This window comes from Streptomyces sp. NPDC044044 (assembly GCF_056434405.1).
This window is the reverse complement of sequence record NZ_JBWKFG010000011.1, coordinates 22,033-38,049: the sequence shown is the minus strand read 5'-3', so window position 1 is coordinate 38,049 and position 16,017 is coordinate 22,033. Positions and strand designations below refer to the sequence as shown.

General features: G+C 72.3%; 12 protein-coding genes. 4 read left to right on the top strand and 8 right to left on the bottom strand.

Annotated features, from left to right (window positions below; all coding sequences use genetic code 11):
* Positions 1–15: 15 nt before the first annotated feature.
* The 4 genes from recX to AC07AG_RS36155 form a co-directional block, all read right to left on the bottom strand.
* A complete protein-coding gene (recX, locus tag AC07AG_RS36170; RefSeq protein WP_478760700.1) occupies positions 16–765 on the bottom strand; it encodes a recombination regulator RecX in 750 nt (249 codons plus the stop codon).
* Between the two features lie 3 nt (positions 766–768).
* Positions 769–1,893, bottom strand: coding sequence for a recombinase RecA (gene recA, locus AC07AG_RS36165; protein WP_478760698.1), 1,125 nt, complete (start codon positions 1,891–1,893; stop codon positions 769–771).
* Positions 1,894–2,370: 477 nt separating this feature from the next.
* The gene (locus AC07AG_RS36160; RefSeq protein WP_478760697.1) at positions 2,371–3,699 is read right to left on the bottom strand and encodes an AI-2E family transporter; all 1,329 of its coding nucleotides are present in this window, start codon (positions 3,697–3,699) and stop codon (positions 2,371–2,373) included.
* A 103-nt stretch (positions 3,700–3,802) separates the two neighbouring features.
* Positions 3,803–3,997 (bottom strand): DUF3046 domain-containing protein, encoded by a 195-nt coding sequence (locus AC07AG_RS36155; RefSeq protein ID WP_478760695.1) that lies wholly within the window; start codon positions 3,995–3,997, stop codon positions 3,803–3,805.
* A 79-nt stretch (positions 3,998–4,076) separates the two neighbouring features.
* Here AC07AG_RS36155 and AC07AG_RS36150 point away from each other — a divergent pair, with 79 nt between their 5' ends.
* The gene (locus tag AC07AG_RS36150) at positions 4,077–5,051 is read left to right on the top strand and encodes a hypothetical protein (protein ID WP_478760693.1); all 975 of its coding nucleotides are present in this window, start codon (positions 4,077–4,079) and stop codon (positions 5,049–5,051) included.
* Here the strand turns inward: AC07AG_RS36150 and AC07AG_RS36145 are convergent.
* Positions 5,022–6,221, bottom strand: a complete 1,200-nt coding sequence (locus AC07AG_RS36145; protein WP_478760691.1) for a PucR family transcriptional regulator — start codon at positions 6,219–6,221, stop codon at positions 5,022–5,024. The two genes, AC07AG_RS36150 and AC07AG_RS36145, sit on opposite strands and share 30 nt — an antisense overlap.
* Before the next feature lie 147 nt (positions 6,222–6,368).
* Here AC07AG_RS36145 and AC07AG_RS36140 point away from each other — a divergent pair, with 147 nt between their 5' ends.
* Positions 6,369–7,748 (top strand): alkyl sulfatase dimerization domain-containing protein, encoded by a 1,380-nt coding sequence (locus AC07AG_RS36140; RefSeq protein ID WP_478760690.1) that lies wholly within the window; start codon positions 6,369–6,371, stop codon positions 7,746–7,748.
* On the top strand, positions 7,745–9,094 hold the full coding sequence (locus AC07AG_RS36135) for an MFS transporter (RefSeq protein ID WP_478760688.1): 1,350 nt from the start codon (positions 7,745–7,747) through the stop codon (positions 9,092–9,094). Before AC07AG_RS36140 ends, AC07AG_RS36135 begins: the two co-directional genes overlap by 4 nt.
* Here the strand turns inward: AC07AG_RS36135 and AC07AG_RS36130 are convergent.
* From AC07AG_RS36130 to AC07AG_RS36120, 3 genes are read right to left on the bottom strand one after another with little or no spacing between them, the layout of a single operon-like run.
* A complete protein-coding gene (locus AC07AG_RS36130) occupies positions 9,063–9,371 on the bottom strand; it encodes an AzlD domain-containing protein (RefSeq protein ID WP_361058677.1) in 309 nt (102 codons plus the stop codon). The two genes, AC07AG_RS36135 and AC07AG_RS36130, sit on opposite strands and share 32 nt — an antisense overlap.
* On the bottom strand, positions 9,368–10,198 hold the full coding sequence (locus tag AC07AG_RS36125; RefSeq protein WP_478761028.1) for an AzlC family ABC transporter permease: 831 nt from the start codon (positions 10,196–10,198) through the stop codon (positions 9,368–9,370). Before AC07AG_RS36125 ends, AC07AG_RS36130 begins: the two co-directional genes overlap by 4 nt.
* Positions 10,199–10,254: 56 nt before the next feature.
* Positions 10,255–11,190: an AraC family transcriptional regulator gene (locus tag AC07AG_RS36120; protein ID WP_478760687.1), complete on the bottom strand. Its 936-nt coding sequence runs from the start codon at positions 11,188–11,190 to the stop codon at positions 10,255–10,257.
* Positions 11,191–11,269: 79 nt separating this feature from the next.
* On the opposite strand from AC07AG_RS36120, the gene AC07AG_RS36115 reads away from it, so the two are divergent.
* Complete coding sequence (locus tag AC07AG_RS36115; RefSeq protein WP_478760686.1) at positions 11,270–15,979, top strand: ATP-dependent helicase; 4,710 nt, start codon at positions 11,270–11,272, stop codon at positions 15,977–15,979.
* Positions 15,980–16,017 lie beyond the last annotated feature (38 nt).

Genomic DNA, 16,017 nt, shown 5'->3' with positions numbered 1-16,017 from the left:
AGGGCCCTGGTCAGCTCATCCCCCGTCGTACCCCAAGTCCCCCGTGTCCTCGCCCTCTTCCTCGAGTGCCTGCCGGACGATCCGGAGCGCCAGGCCTTCCGAGTAGCCCTTGCGGGCGAGCATGCCCGCGAGGCGGCGCAGCCGCTTGTCGCGGTCGAGGCCCCTCGTCGCGCGGAGCTTGCGGGCGACAAGCTCGCGTGCGGTCGCCTCCTCCTGCTCCGAGTCGAGCTGTCCGACGGCCTCCTCGATCAGCGTCGCGTCCACGCCCTTCGTGCGCAGCTCCTGCGCGAGCGCGCGTCGGGCCAGACCCCGGCCGTGGTGCCGGGACTCCACCCACGCGCCCGCGAAGGCACCGTCGTTGATCAGGCCGACCTCTTCGAAGCGGGTCAGCACTTCGTCCGCCACGTCGTCCGGGATCTCCCGCTTGCGCAGCGCGTCCGCCAGCTGTTTGCGCGTGCGCGGGGTCCCGGTGAGCAGGCGCAGACAGATCGCTCGCGCCTTCTCACCCGGATCCCCCGTCGGCGGCTCCCCCTTCTCGGCCCTCGACGAGGAAGGGGGGCCGCTGTCCTGTGAACCGCCGCCCCGGCCTTCGCCGAAGCCGCCACGCCGTCGGCGCCCCCTCCGGCCGCCGCCCCCGCGGAAGCCGGTGCCGTCACCCTCCTGATCGGCGCCGCCCTGATCCGCACCGTCCGCGAGGCCTCGGCCCGCGGGGTCGGTGTGGTGCTCGGGGGTGATCTGGTCCGCCCAGTCCGTGCGCCGCGTCATGGATCAGCTCTTGGCCGCGGCGGCCTTGGGCTTGGTGGCCTTGGTCGCCGGTGCGGGCACCGTCTTGGCGGCGTCCTCGGCCGCGTCCCCGGCATCCTTGGCCGGCTCGGCGGCGGCCTCCTCCGGCTCCGGCTTCACGCCGACGCCCAGCTTCGTCTTGATCTTCTTCTCGATCTCGTCGGCGAGATCGGGGTTGTCCTTGAGGAAGTTGCGGGCGTTCTCCTTGCCCTGGCCGAGCTGGTCGCCCTCGTACGTGTACCAGGCGCCGGCCTTGCGGACGAAGCCGTTCTCCACGCCCATGTCGATCAGGCCGCCCTCGCGGCTGATGCCCTGGCCGTAGAGGATGTCGAACTCGGCCTGCTTGAAGGGGGGCGCGACCTTGTTCTTGACGACCTTGACGCGGGTGCGGTTGCCGACCGCGTCCGTGCCGTCCTTCAGGGTCTCGATCCGGCGGATGTCGAGCCGCACCGAGGCGTAGAACTTCAGCGCGCGGCCACCGGTCGTGGTCTCCGGCGAGCCGAACATCACGCCGATCTTCTCGCGCAGCTGGTTGATGAAGATCGCGGTGGTCTTGGACTGGTTGAGCGCGCTGGTGATCTTCCGGAGCGCCTGGCTCATCAGGCGGGCCTGCAGACCCACGTGCGAGTCACCCATCTCGCCCTCGATCTCCGCACGCGGCACCAGGGCCGCGACGGAGTCGATGACGATCAGGTCGAGCGCGCCGGAGCGCACCAGCATGTCGACGATCTCCAGAGCCTGCTCGCCGTTGTCCGGCTGGGACAGGATGAGGTTGTCGATGTCGACGCCCAGCTTCTTCGCGTACTCGGGGTCGAGTGCGTGCTCGGCGTCCACGAAGGCGACGGCGCCGCCCGCGCGCTGTGCGTTCGCCACGGCGTGCAGCGTCAGCGTCGTCTTGCCGGAGGACTCCGGGCCGTACACCTCCACCACACGGCCGCGCGGGATGCCGCCGACGCCGAGCGCGACGTCGAGCGCGGTCGACCCCGTGGGGATGACCTCGATGGGGTCGTTCGGCCGCTCGCCCATGCGCATCACTGCGCCCTTGCCGAATTGCCGTTCAATCTGTGCGAGCGCGGCTTCGAGCGCCTTCTCGCGGTCGGTTCCTGCCATGGGTTCCACCCGATTTGCTTGTGTCGATCGCTTCACGTCAATGACGCTAGCGCCTGCCACTGACAATCCGCCCCGACGCCCGTCCGGCCTGTGGATAACTCGAGGCGATCGCCCCGCCGAAATCCGCCGGAGCCCCAGGGATCCCCCCGCGAAAACCCCGGGAAAACGCCGCCAGGCAACCTATGAGAATGGATGTTCGATTTTGGTGTCAAGCGCACCACGCGGCTCCACCGAGAGTACGGAAGGGCCCGGTCCGCCGGGCGCACCTCGCCCCCACGACCCGCCGCGTCACGCTCCCGCACCCGCTCCCGTACCCGGGGCTACTCCCCCCCCCGGGCGTACGCGCATCGCCTTCGGCCGGACGACGACCGGGCCGCGTCCTCCCGCCAGGCTCGGCCCCATGGAAAGTGCGCGACCGGCGGCGGTCGGCTGCTATGGGGTCGCTGTTCTCGGCGCCGGCATCTAGGGCGCCGTCACCTACTGACGGCCGTCCGAGCCCGGCTCCGGGCCGGGTCCCTGCGCCGAGTCGGGCCCCGAACCCGCGGCCTCCTCCGCCGCCACCTCGGCCTCCGACGCCCCACCCGGCCGGTTCGGGCCGCGCATGGCACGCCGCACGCGCGTGAGGAGCGACGTTCCGCCCTTGCGCCGGTGCCCGTGGACGCGCGGGTCGTCCGTGACGTCGTACCGCTTCACGTACGCCCCCAGGAAGGCCTGCAGGGTCGCGATCGCCGGGATGGAGATCAGCGCGCCGACCGCACCGAGGAGCGCCGTGCCCGCGATGACCGAACCGAAGGCGACCGCCGGGTGGATGTCCACGCTCTTGGCGGTGAGCTTGGGCTGCAGGACGTAGTTCTCGAACTGCTGGTAGACCACCACGAAGATCAGCACCCACAGCGCGTACCAGGGGTCGACCGTGAAGGCGATCAGCATCGGCAGCGCGCCCGCCAGGTACGTGCCGATGGTGGGGATGAACTGCGAGACCAGGCCGACCCACACCGCGAGCACGGGCGCGTACGGCACGCCTAGGGCCTGCAGCAGGACGTAGTGCGCGACTCCGGAGATCAGCGCCATCAGGCCGCGCGAGTAGAGATAGCCGCCGGTCTTGTCGACCGCGATCTCCCAGGCACGGAGCACCTCGGCCTGCCGTGCGGGCGGCAGCACCGAGCAGAGCGCGCGCCGCAGCCGCGGTCCGTCGGCCGCGAAGTAGAACGAGAACAGCATGACCGTCAGGAGCTGGAAGAGGCCGCCGAGGACCTGCGCCGACACGTCCAGGACGCCGCTCGCGCTGTTCTGCACGTACTTCTGCAGCCAGTCCGAGTGGACCAGGCTGTCCTGGATCTCGACCCGGGACAGCTCCGTGTGGAACGTCTGGTTGATCCAGCTGATGACGTCGTCGAGGTACTCCGGGAAGTCCTCGACCATGTCCACGATCTGGCCCGCCAGCATCGAGCCCATGAGCGTGATGAAGCCCGCACTCGCGATCAGGACGCCGAGGAAGACCAGGAAGGTGGCGAAGCCCCTGCGCAGCCCGCGCGCGGCCATCCAGCTCACCGCGGGCTCGACCGCGAGCGCCAGGAAGAATGCGATCAGAATGTTGATCAGCAGGCCGGTCAGCTGATGGAAGGCCCAACTGCCCAGCTGGAAACAGGCGATGAGCGCGAGGGCGAGCACCATGGCGCGCGGCAGCCAGCGCGGCATCCTGGCGGCCCGCCCGGTCTCCGCCCCGCCTGGGGGCTGTGCGGGCGGCGTGGTGCCGAGCGGAGCTACGTCCTGAGTGACCTGCGCGGTCTCGTCTGTCGATGACACGGGGCCAGTCTCGCCCACGCCACCGACATTCAGCCGCCACCCCCGCATCTTCACGCCGAAGGGTGCCCGCGACGAGCGCCGGAGGGCGGCGAACTGTCCGCCGTCAGCGCCTATCGGCCGGTACGTCCATCGCCGTGCACACGGCGCGCCAGACGTCCTTGGCCTCCCAGCCCGCGTCCAGTGCCTGATGCACCGTGCGCCCGCCGAGCTCCGCCATCACGTGATCGCGAGCGAACGAGTCGGCGTACCCCTGTCCGAAGTGGTCCGCCATCCGCTCCCAGAAAACCGTCAACCGCATGCCCTCAGTATCGCGCCCTTGAGAGTGCAGCCGGACGCAGGGGGCTTGCCGAAGACGCTTTCCGGCCTACGGTCTGTGCATGGCCGAAACCGGAGCATCCCCGCACGCCGCGCCCTCGCCGGTCGCACGCGCAGAACACTTCGTCTGGCTCACCGCGCGCGTCCTCGAACAGCGACGGTTCGCGTACCACTTCCTGAGCGGCACGGGCGGCACAGCCGGCACGGCCGCCTCCGGAGCCGGCCCGTCGGCCGACGCGGTCGAGACCGCGCTGGCCGCGTACGACACCGCGGACGGCGGGTACGGATACGCGCTCGAACCGGATCTGCGCGGCCCGGTCAGCCAGCCTCTGCACGTCGGGCACGCGCTGCGCGTCCTGGACTCGATCCGGCGCTGCGGCGGGCAGCGGGTGGAGCGCGTGTGCCGCTATCTGACCTCGGTTTCGACGTCCGACGGCGCACTTCCCGCGATCCATCCCAGCCAGCGCGGTTATCCCTCGGCGCCGTTCGTGCCCGTGGTGGACGATCCGCCGAGCGACCTCCTCGCCACCGGTCCCGTGGTGGGCCTGTTGCACCGTAACGAGGTGTGGCACGCCTGGCTGTTCAGGGCCACCGACTTCTGCTGGGCCGCCGTCGAGTCCCTCGAGAAGTCCCATCCGTACGAGATCCAGGCGGCCGTCGCGTTCCTCGACGGGGTACCCGACCGCCCGCGCGCGGAGGCGGCCGCCGACCGCCTTGGCAGGATCGCGCGGGAGCAGCAGCTCGTGGCGCTCGAACCCGAGCGGCTCGACGCGTATCCCGTGGCGCCCGGCTACGCACCGGGTGAGCACCACTTCGCGCACGACTACGCGAAGGCACCCGAGTCGCTCGCGCGCGCGTGGTTCACCGACGAGGAGATGGCGCGCTCCCTGGACCACCTCGAACAGGACCAGCAGGAGGACGGCGGCTGGCCGATCAGATGGCGTCAGTGGGCCCCGGCCGTCGCCCTCGAAGCGCGCCCGATGGTCACCATCGAGGCGTTGCGCACGCTACGGGCGTACGGACGGTCCATCGCCTGACGGGGGCTCCTCGGCATCCCTCAGCAGCAGTGCCGCGATGGCCAGTGCCGTGCCGCGCGGGGCCGACAGGTCGATGCCGGTGCGTTCGCCGATCTTCGCGAGGCGGTTGTCGACGGTGTTGGGGTGCAGGCCGAGGGCGGCAGCGGTCGCCCTGCGCTCCTGCTGATGGCCGAGGTGGGTGCGCAGCGTCTCCAGGAGCTCGGGCCGGTCGGCGACCGGGTCGAGCAGCGCGGAGATGAGGTGGCTGCTCTCGTTGCGGCGGGAGAGGTGGTACTCCAGGAGTACGTCGGTCATGCGGTGCAGCCCCGGAGGCATCCCGCACGCGCGCGTGATCCGCAGTATCTCGGTCGCGGTACGGGCCGCTTCGGTCACGGCCTCGGGCCCGGCGGCGTCCACGGCGGCCACGCGCACGGGAAGGTCGCAGGCCTTGCCGAGGCGGCGCGGCAGGTCTTCGGGAGGACGGCACTCCTTGGGCACGATGACCCGGCCGCCGTCGGCCTCCAGGAGCGCGAGCACCTCCAGGCCGAAGGCGTGGTCCAGGGCGGTCTGCACGCGTCGCAGCCTCCGCCGCACGGCCACCGGGCCTTCGGACGGCGCCCCGTCGAAGCCGACAGCGAGGACGAGCACGGGCCCCGCGAGGCGTAGTTGGTCGAGCAGCACGTGGCCGGGCGGCACCATGCCGTCGAGCAGGCCGCGGACCAGGGAACTGCGCTGGGCGCGCTGCTCGGCCTCAAGGGCGGAGCGCTCGTCCAGGTAGGTCTCGGCCACGGCACCGACGACCGCGGGGTGCGACTGCAGCAGCACGTCCACGAGTTCGACCAGGGCCGCTTCCTCGCCGGGGCGTGCCGCTTCGCGCAGCGCCTGCCACAGGACGTAGACCCCCAGGGCGTGCGTACGCAGCAGCAGGTGCAGCGGCATGCCCTCTTCCGCGCGCTGCGCGGCCCGCTCGCGGAAGAGCCGGTGGCTGCCGGGCTGATCGGTGACGTGCCGCAGGAAGAGGCGCACTCCATGACGTGCGGTGGCGGCTATCTCCAGGTCCTTCACGTCATCGGGGAGCTCCGCGTACCCGGGCAGCTCCTCGAACGACTCACGGGCCATCCGGCGCGCCAGTTCATTGACTCTCGGCTCGCAGCGCGCCGCGAGGGACCTCGCCTCGGAGGACAGTGCCACGGTGTCTCCTCTCCGGGGCCACGGTTGTGACGCGTCACATTACCCACGGGACCTGTGTGTGACGGGAGCGGGTGTTCGACCGTACGCCAGGGCCCGAAACTCGTGACCTGTCGCCATCCACCACTCCGGACACGAGGAGCCGCGGACATGACCGAGCACAAGGCAGTGGACTATTCCGAGTACGTCGACCGGGTGTGGCGGGGCGAGGAGACGCTCCTGGCCCACCTCACCGGCGCGTACACCGGGGACGAGCTGGTGCGGCTGCGCGAACGGGTGGGCTTCTTCCCGGCGTTCGCGAACGTCGCGGTGTTCGACACGGGCGACGGAGTGGTGCTCGTCGACTCGGGCGACTTCCGCACGGCACAGCAGCTGCACACCGCGGTCGGCGGGTTCGGCGCGGGCCCGGTGCGCTCCGTGGTCTACACGCACGGCCATGTGGACCACGTCTTCGGAGTGTTCCCCTTCGACCGTGAGGCGGAGGCGACGGGCGGCCTGCCGCCCGAGGTGATCGCCCACGAAGGCGTCACCGCACGCTTCGACCGCTACATCCGCACCGCGGGCTACAACTCCTGGATCAACCGCAGGCAGTTCGGAGTGCCCTCCCTGGAGTGGCCCACCACGTACCGCTACCCGGACACCGTCTACCGGGACCGCCACACCGTGCGCCGCGGCGAGCTGACCTTCGAGCTGTTCCACGCGCGCGGAGAGACCGACGACCACACCTATGTGTGGATACCGGAGCTCAAGACGCTCTGCACGGGCGACCTGTTCATCTGGAACTCGCCGAACGCGGGCAACCCCCAGAAGGTCCAGCGCTACCCGGAGGACTGGGCACACGCCCTGCGCGCCATGCAGGAACTCGGCGCCGAACTGCTGCTCCCCGGGCACGGCGTCCCCATCGTGGGCGCCGACCGCGTGCACCAGGCGCTCGACGACACCGCACGGCTCCTGGAGTCGCTGTGCGAGCAGACCAGGGCACTGATGAACGCGGGCCACCGCCTTGACGCCGTCATCCATGGCGTCCAGGTCCCCGATGAGCTCCTCGCGAAGCCGTACCTCCATCCCGCCTACGACGAGCCGGAGTTCGTCGTACGCAACCTCTGGCGGCTCTGGGGCGGCTGGTACGACCAGAACCCCGCGCACCTCAAGCCCGCCCCGGAGGCGGCGGTCGCGGCCGAGTTCGCGAAGGCCGCGGGAGGCGCCCTCGCACTGGCGCGGCGGGCCCAGCGACTGCTGACCGACGGCGAGCTCCGTCTCGCCGCGCATCTGGCGGAGACGGCCGCGCTGGCCGCACCCGACGATGTCGAGGTGGCACGCGTGCGTGCCGAGGTGTACGCGCTGCGCGCCCTCCAGGAGACGTCGACCATGGCGCGCGGGGTCTTCAACTGGGCGGCCGCTGAGTCCGCCGCCGTGGCCGAAGGGACGGACCTGGAGACGGAGTTGACGCGCACCCCCGAGGGACGCCGCCGCGCCGCCGGGGCGATCAGCGTCGGTGTGATCGACGACGAAGACGGCTGCTGCGGATGAGCGGCGCCTGGCGGACCACCTGGCTGCTCCTGGCCTTCATGGTCGTGAACTTCGCCGACAAGGCGGTCCTGGGGCTCGCGGGGCCGGAGATCCGGGCGGACTTCGGCATCACCCGCCAGGAGTTCGGCACCGCGCAGTCGGCGTTCTTCGCCCTGTTCTCGGTGGCGGCGCTCGTGGTCTCCGCCCTGACCCGGAGGGTGCGGACGACGCCGCTGCTCCTCGTGCTCGCCCTGATGTGGTCGGCGGCCCAGCTGCCGATGCTGTGGGGCGCGGCGGGGTTCGGCACCCTGCTGGCCACACGCGTGCTGCTCGGCGCGGCCGAGGGGCCCGCCTCGCCGGTCGCCATGCACCACGTGCACGGCTGGTTCGCGCAGCGTGAGCGGGCCCTGCCGACCGCGATCCTGCTGGTCGGCGCGGCGGCCGGGGTTGCTGTCGCCTCTCCGGTCCTGACCTGGGTGATCACCCACTGGGGCTGGCGCTGGTCGTTCGGCGTGGTGGGTCTGATCGGCCTGGTCTGGGCGGCGGCCTGGCGGGTCTGGGGCTCGGAGGGCCCGTTGGCGCCGCCGGTCGGCAAGGAGGCGGCGGCCGCTGCGGGAACACCAGGAGCACTCTCCGTAGAGGCCCCCGGGAAGGCCCTCTCCGAGGCCGACAGCGTCCCGCTGCGCCGGATCCTCCTGTCGGGCTCGTTCATGACGGCGGCATTCGGTGCCTTCGCGGCGTACTGGCTGATGAGCACCCTGCTGACGTGGACGCCCGACTACTTGGAGAGCGTCGTCGGCTGGGACCTCCACCAGGCGGGCACGCTGGTGGGCGTGGGCGCGCTCGCCAACGGCGCGGTGCTGCTCGCGCACGGCCTGCTCGCGCAGCGCTCCGCGCGGCGGGGCGGTACGCCCCGGCTGCCGGTGGGCGCGGGGGCCGGGCTGCTCATGACGGTGGCGGGCTGCGCCGTCGCCACGTTCGGAGCGGTGGACTCCATGTGGGTCAAGGTGCCGCTGATGATGGGCCCGATGGCCATGGCCATGGTGATGCTCACCGTGGCCACGACCGCCTGCGCACGGATCGCTCCGCCCTCGCGCAGGGGCCTCGTCCTGGGGGTGCTCACCTTCGTCTACGCGCTCGGCGGGATCCTGTCCCCCCTGGTCCTCGGCTCCATGGTGGACCGCGCCGCCACGGTGTCCGCGGGCTACGAACAAGGCTGGCTGCTGACAGCGGTGCTCCTGGTGACCGCGGGCCTCCTCGCGACGCTCTTCTGCCGTCCCGAGAAGGCCGCGCGTCGGCTCGGGGTCCCCGAGACCACGGGGCCGGAGCCGGCGCTCACCCCGCGAGAGCCCGTACCCCCGCGGTGACGACCACCGCCGCCCCGATGACGACCAGGAACGGGGCGCGCAGCAGTAGCGCCACGGCCGCCGCCGCGAGCCCCAGTGCCTTGGCGTCGAGCTCCAGGACCCGTCCATCGGCGAAGGCCTGCTGGGCCGTGAGGGCGGCGAGCAGCGCCACGGGCAGCAGGGCGGCCATGCGCTTGACGAGCGGGCGCTCCAGGGCGCCCGCGGGTACCAGCAGGCCCGCGAGCTTGACGAGGTAGCAACCGACGAAGGTCGCGCCGATCGCGATCCAGATGTTCAACGGTCTTCCCTCTGCGTGTCGTTCTGGATGCCGCCCCGGGAGTCGTTCCGGGTGTCAGCGGGGCATGCGTCTTCCTTGGCGTCCTCGGCGTCCTCCTTGGCTGCTGCCTTGACGTCTTCCTTGGCTGCTGCCTTTCGGCCCTCTACGTAGAGCACCGCCGGCGCGGCGAGCGCGGCCACCAGGACCGGCACCCCCGCGGGCAGCACGGGCAGCAGGCCGAGCCCCAGGACGACCGCGATCGCCGCCACGGCCCGCTCCGTGGTCGTCCGCAGCATCGGCGCGAGCAGCGCCAGGAAGACCGCGGGTCCCGCGGCGTCGAGCCCCCACGCGTCGGTGTCACCGATGGCCTCGGCGCCGAGCGCCCCGAGGAGCGTGGTGAGGTTCCACAGCACGTAGAGGCTCAGCCCGGTGACGGTGAAGCCGATCCGTGCGGCGCGCCGTGTCGGCTGGGCGAGCGAGACGGCGGTGGTCTCGTCGATGACCCAGTGGGCCGCGAACGGACGCACCGCGCGCGGGAGGGCCAGCAACTGCGAGAGGCGCAGGCCGTAGAACGCGTTGCGTACGCCGAGGAAGAAGGCACCCGCCGCGGCGGTGAACGGATTGCCTCCGCCCGCGAGCGCCCCGACCAGCGCGAACTGCGAGGCACCGGTGAAGACGAGCAGGCTGAGCGCGCAGGTCTGCAGCACGGTGAGGCCGCTGCCCGCCGAGGTCACTCCGAAGGCGAAGCCGGAGAGCCCGACGGCGATCCCGACGCCGAGGGCGTCGCGGACCACGGCGGAATCGGGTTTCTGCGGTGTCCGGGGCGAAGGGTCGCCGTGCTCGGTCATGCCTGGTGCATCGTGCTCGGTCACGTCTGGGTCGTCGTGCTCGGTCACGCCTGGGGCTATGCCTGCGGGTGTCGTCTGTTCTGCCACACCCCGGACGGTACGAGCAGGCCCGATTCCCTGTCTTGTACGTTCTTGCGCTCCCCTGGTGGGTCCCTGCGCTCCTCTCGTACGTCCTTGCGCTCGCGCTGGTACGCCCCGGGCGGGACCCCGACGATCCGCGCGAAGTGCCGGTTCAGGTGCGGCTGGTCGGTGAAGCCCACAGCGACGGCCGCCTCCGCGGGCGCCGTCCCCGCGTCCAGGAGGCGCCGTGCGGCGCGCACGCGAGCGTCGGTGAGCCATGCGTGCGGAGGCATCCCGTACGCGTCGCGGAAGGCCCGCAGCAGGGCGAACGGGCTCGCGCCGAGGTCGGTGGCGAGCCGCTCCAGGCTCGGCGGGTCGGCGAGCCGCTCCTCCAGGACGGCACGCGCGCGTGCCGCGGTCCTGGCACCCGCGGTGCGCACGGCACGCTGGGGAACAGGCCCGCCGTTCAGCCGCAGCAGCCGGGTCACGGCCACCCGCAGCAGGGTGTCGGCGGCGAGCGCGTTGCCCTCCTCCGCGGCACGCAGCACCCGGTGGACGAGGCTCACGGCGTACGGGTCCTCGAGCACCGGGCGGACGAAGCCGGGGGTTCCGCGGATGCCGGTGGTCTCGGCGGCGATGGCGCCGACCAGATCGGGTGACGGATAGACCGCCGCGTACCGCCAGCCCTCGGGCGCACCGGCCCGGCCCGTATGGGTGGTGTCGGGGTTGATCAGGGCGAGCGTGCCCGGCCCCGCGTGCTGATCGGCGCCGCCGTGGTGGAAGACGTCGACGCCCTCGGCGATCGCGGCGATCACGAAATGCTCGTGGGTGTGCCGGACGAAGGTCTTGTTGATGTAGTGGGCACGCAGCAGGTCGACCCCGGGCAGCTCCGCGTACCGCCAGTGCCGCGCCTGCTCCGCCGAACCTGCCATGACCCCATTCTGCGACAGCCACGCAAACCCTTTTCCGCAGGTCGGCGCCGTTGTCAGTGGCGGGGTGCACGATGGGGTCATGGTCAGGTCCGCATCCGGTGCGTCAAGCGCCCTCAGTGCCCTCGACGGGTTCTCCCCCGCGACCCGCAGTTGGTTCACGGGGGCCTTCTCCGCGCCCACGTCCGCGCAGGCGGGGGCGTGGAAGGCCATCGGCGAGGGCTCGGACGTGCTGGTCGTCGCGCCCACCGGCTCGGGCAAGACGCTGGCGGCGTTCCTCGCCGCCCTCGACCAGTTGGCCTCGACCCCGCCGCCCGCCGACCCCAAGAAGCGCTGCCGCGTGCTGTACGTATCTCCGCTGAAGGCCCTCGCGGTCGACGTGGAGCGCAATCTGCGCAGCCCGCTGACCGGCATCCGCCAGGAGTCCGTGCGCCTCGGGCTCCCCGAGCCCGAGGTGCGGGTCGGCATCCGCTCGGGCGACACCCCGCCCGCCGAGCGCCGCGCCCTGTCCACGCGCCCGCCGGACATCCTGATCACCACCCCCGAGTCGCTCTTCCTGATGCTCACCTCCGCCGCGCGGGACGCGCTGACGGGCATCGAGACGGTGATCCTGGACGAGGTGCACGCCGTCGCGGGCACCAAGCGCGGCGCCCATCTCGCCCTCTCCCTGGAGCGGCTCGACGAGCTGCTGCCCAGGCCCGCCCGCCGCATCGGCCTCTCGGCGACGGTCCGCCCGGTGGACGAGGTGGCGCGCTATCTGTCCCCGCAGCGCAGGGTGGAGATCGTCCAGCCGCCGTCCGGCAAGGAGTTCGACCTCTCCGTGGTCGTGCCGGTCGAGGACCTCGCCGAGCTCGGCGGTTCCCCGGTCGCCGACTCCGACCAGGGAGCGGAGCGCCCCTCGATCTGGCCGCACGTCGAGGAGCGCATCACCGACCTCGTCCAGGCACACCGCTCGACGATCGTGTTCGCCAACTCACGCCGCCTCGCGGAGCGCCTGTGCAACAGGCTCAACGAAATCGCGTACGAACGCGCGACGGGCGAGCCCCTCCCCGAGGACCACTCCCCCGCCGAGCTGATGGCCGAGTCGGGCGCGGCCAAGGGCGCCCCTCCGGTCCTCGCCCGTGCCCACCACGGCTCGGTCTCCAAGGAGCAGCGCGCGCTCGTCGAGGAGGACCTGAAGGCGGGCCGCCTGCCTGCCGTCGTCGCCACCTCCAGCCTGGAGCTGGGCATCGACATGGGCGCGGTCGACCTGGTGGTCCAGGTCGAGTCACCGCCCTCGGTGGCCTCCGGCCTGCAGCGGGTCGGCCGGGCAGGACACCAGGTGGGCGCGGTGTCCACCGGCGTCGTCTTCCCGAAGTACCGAGGGGACCTGGTACAGGCAGCCGTGGTCACCGAGCGGATGCGGACCGGCTCCATCGAGTCGCTGCGTATCCCGGCCAACCCCCTGGACGTCCTGGCACAGCAGCTCGTCGCGACGGTCTCCCTCGACACCTGGCAGGTCGACGACCTCCTTGCCCTGGTCCGCCGCGCCGCGTCCTTCGCCTCGCTCCCGGAATCGGCGTTCACGGCCGTCCTGGACATGCTCGCGGGCCGTTATCCGTCGGACGCCTTCGCTGAGTTGCGCCCCCGCGTGGTCTGGGACCGCATCGCCGGCACGGTCACCGGGCGGCCGGGCGCGCAACGCCTGGCGGTCACTTCCGGGGGCACGATTCCCGACCGCGGCCTCTTCGGGGTCTTCCTCGCCGGCGCCAACCCCAAGAAGGGCGGAGGCCGCGTCGGAGAGCTCGACGAGGAGATGGTCTACGAATCCCGGGTGGGCGACGTCTTCACGCTCGGCACCAGTTCCTGGCGCATCGAGGACATCACACGCGACCGCGTGCTCGTCTCCCCCGCGCCCGGCGTCCCGGGACGGCTCCCCTTCTGGAAGGGCGACCAGCTGGGCCGCCCGCTCGAACTGGGCCGTGCGGTGGGCGCGTTCCTCCGGGAGGTCGGCTCCCTGTCGCGCGACGACGCGCGCGTGCGCCTGCTTGCCGCGGGCCTTGACGACTGGGCGGCGGACAACATCCTGACGTACCTCGCCGAGCAGCGAGAGGCCTGCGGCCACATCCCTGACGACCGCACGATCGTGGTCGAGCGGTTCCGCGACGAGCTGGGCGACTGGCGGGTCGTGGTGCACTCCCCGTTCGGCGCGCAGGTGCACGCCCCCTGGGCCCTCGCCCTCGCCTCCAGGCTGACCGAGCGGTATGGGATGGACGCCCAGGTCATGCACGCCGACGACGGCATCGTGCTGCGCCTGCCGGACGCCGACCTGATGAGCCTGGACCTGCTCGACCAGGAGCCCACCGACCGGCCCCTGGACCATGACAGCGATCAGCCCCCCGTGGGCGCGGGAGACGTCGCCTTCGACAAGGGCGAGGTCAACCAGATCGTCACCGACCAGGTGGGCGGCTCGGCCCTGTTCGCCTCACGCTTCCGCGAGTGCGCCGCCCGCGCGCTGCTGCTGCCTCGCCGCAGCCCCGGAAAGCGCACGCCCTTGTGGCAGCAGCGCCAGCGCGCCGCGCAACTGCTCCAGGTGGCCAGCGAGTTCGGGTCCTTCCCCATCGTCCTCGAAGCGGTCAGGGAGTGCCTCCAGGACGTCTTCGACGTCCCCGGCCTCACGGAACTGATGGGCGACATCGAGTCCCGCAAGGTCCGGCTCGTCGAGGTCACCACACCCGAGCCGTCCCCGTTCGCCCGCTCCCTGCTGTTCGGCTACGTGGCGCAGTTCCTGTACGAGGGCGACTCCCCCCTCGCCGAGCGGCGCGCGGCGGCCCTCTCCCTGGACTCCCGCCTGCTCTCCGAGCTCCTCGGCCAGGCCGAGCTGCGCGAGCTGCTCGACGCGGACGTCCTCACGGAACTGGAGCAGGAGCTCCAGTGGCGCACGGAGGACCGCCGCGTCAAGGACGCCGAAGGCGTCGCCGACCTGCTGCGCCTCCTCGGGCCGCTCACCGGCGCCGAGCTGGCCGAGCGCGGCGCCGAAGCGGAGTGGGCGCAGGAGCTCGCGTCCGCCCGCCGCGCGATCCAGGTCCGCATCGCCGGTGCCGACCACTGGGCGGCGATCGAGGACGCGGGCCGCCTGCGCGACGCGCTGGGCACCGCACTGCCGGTCGGTGTCCCCGAAGCGTTCACCGAGCCCGTCAAGGACCCCCTGGGCGATCTCGTCGCGAGGTACGCACGCACGCACGGCCCGTTCACCTCGGCCACGGCCGCGGCCCGCTTCGGACTCGGCGTGGCGGTCACCGAGGGCGCGCTGCAGCGCCTCGCCGCGAACGGACGTGTCGTACAGGGCGAGTTCCATCCGGCGGGCATCGGCCAGGAGTGGTGCGACGCGGCCGTCCTGCGCCGTCTGCGCCGCCGCTCACTGGCCGCCCTGCGGCACGAGCTGGAGCCGGTGCCACCCGCCGCGCTCGCCCAGTTCCTGCCCCAGTGGCAGCACTTGAGCGGACACGGCCTCCGGGGCGTGGACGGACTGGTGCGCGCCATCGAACAGTTGCAGGGGGCGACCGTGCCCGCGTCCGCGCTGGAGAAGCTCGTCCTGCCCTCCCGCGTCACCGGGTACGCACCGGCGATGCTCGACGAACTCACCGCCGCCGGAGAGGTCGTGTGGGCCGGAGCCGGGTCTCTCCCCGGAAAGGACGGCTGGGTCTCCCTCTACCTGGCCGACGCCGCGCCCCTGCTCCTGCCACCGGCCCACCCCCTGGAGCTCACCGCGCTCCACCAATCGGTCCTCGACACCCTCTCCGGGGGGTATGGCCTGTTCTTCCGGCAGATCACCGACCAGGTCCGCGCCACCACCCACCCCGATGTCTCCGATCCCCAACTTGCCGACGTGATCTGGGATCTGGCCTGGTCCGGAAGGCTGACGAACGACACGCTCGCTCCGATGCGCTCACTCCTGGGGTCGGGCCGCACCGCGGGCTCCACCGCCCACCGCGCCAAGCGCTCCGCCCCGCGCGGACGCTACGGCACGCTGACGGCCGCCGCCCGCCCCACATCGCGTACGGGGCCGCCGACCGTGGCGGGCCGCTGGTCGCTGCTCCCCGCCCACGAACCCGACCCCACCCTGCGCGCCCATGCCCTGGCCCGCACCCTCCTGGACCGGCACGGCGTCGTGACCCGTGGGGCGGTCGCGGCCGAAGGGGTCGAAGGCGGCTTCTCGGCGACGTACCGCGTCCTTTCGGCCTTCGAGGACAGCGGTCAGGCGCGGCGCGGCTATGTCGTCGAGGGGCTCGGCGCCGCCCAGTTCGCCATGGACGGAGCGGTGGACCGCCTTCGCGCGGCGGCGAACGCTCGTGACCGCACGGACAGTTCACCGTCCGCGATGAACTACTCCCCGCACTCCCCCCGTTCCTCGGACACCCAGGCCCTCGTCCTGGCTGCCGCCGACCCGGCCAACGCGTACGGAGCCGCGCTCCCCTGGCCGGACCCGCCTACCGACGCGGGCCACAAGCCGGGCCGCAAGGCAGGCTCCCTGGTCGTCCTCGTCGACGGCGAACTGACCCTCTACATGGAGCGTGGCGGCAAGACCCTGCTGGCCTGGCCCGCGGCCCCACAGGACGACACCCCCTCCACGGAGGACGCCCGCCTGCACGCGGCCGCCGAAGCCCTCGCCGCCGCGGCCCGAGCGGGCTCACTCGGCACGGTCACGGTCGAGCGCATCAACGGAAGCTCGTCCCTCACCTCCCCCTTCGCCGCCCTCCTGGAGGGAGCGGGCTTCCACGCCACCCCACGGGGCCTACGCCTGCGCGCGTAACGCTCCCCACACACAACACCGCCGCCCCACACGACTGC

What these genes read in the sequence shown, in the direction of transcription:
- recX (WP_478760700.1), bottom strand. Translation starts at nt 765, where the DNA reads ATGACGCGGCGCACGGACTGGGCGGACCAGATCACCCCCGAGCACCAC.
- recA (WP_478760698.1), bottom strand. Translation starts at nt 1,893, where the DNA reads ATGGCAGGAACCGACCGCGAGAAGGCGCTCGAAGCCGCGCTCGCACAG.
- AC07AG_RS36155 (WP_478760695.1), bottom strand. Translation starts at nt 3,997, where the DNA reads ATGCGGTTGACGGTTTTCTGGGAGCGGATGGCGGACCACTTCGGACAG.
- AC07AG_RS36150 (WP_478760693.1), top strand. Translation starts at nt 4,077, where the DNA reads ATGGCCGAAACCGGAGCATCCCCGCACGCCGCGCCCTCGCCGGTCGCA.
- AC07AG_RS36140 (WP_478760690.1), top strand. Translation starts at nt 6,369, where the DNA reads ATGACCGAGCACAAGGCAGTGGACTATTCCGAGTACGTCGACCGGGTG.
- AC07AG_RS36135 (WP_478760688.1), top strand. Translation starts at nt 7,745, where the DNA reads ATGAGCGGCGCCTGGCGGACCACCTGGCTGCTCCTGGCCTTCATGGTC.
- AC07AG_RS36125 (WP_478761028.1), bottom strand. Translation starts at nt 10,198, where the DNA reads ATGACCGAGCACGGCGACCCTTCGCCCCGGACACCGCAGAAACCCGAT.
- AC07AG_RS36120 (WP_478760687.1), bottom strand. Translation starts at nt 11,190, where the DNA reads ATGGCAGGTTCGGCGGAGCAGGCGCGGCACTGGCGGTACGCGGAGCTG.
- AC07AG_RS36115 (WP_478760686.1), top strand. Translation starts at nt 11,270, where the DNA reads ATGGTCAGGTCCGCATCCGGTGCGTCAAGCGCCCTCAGTGCCCTCGAC.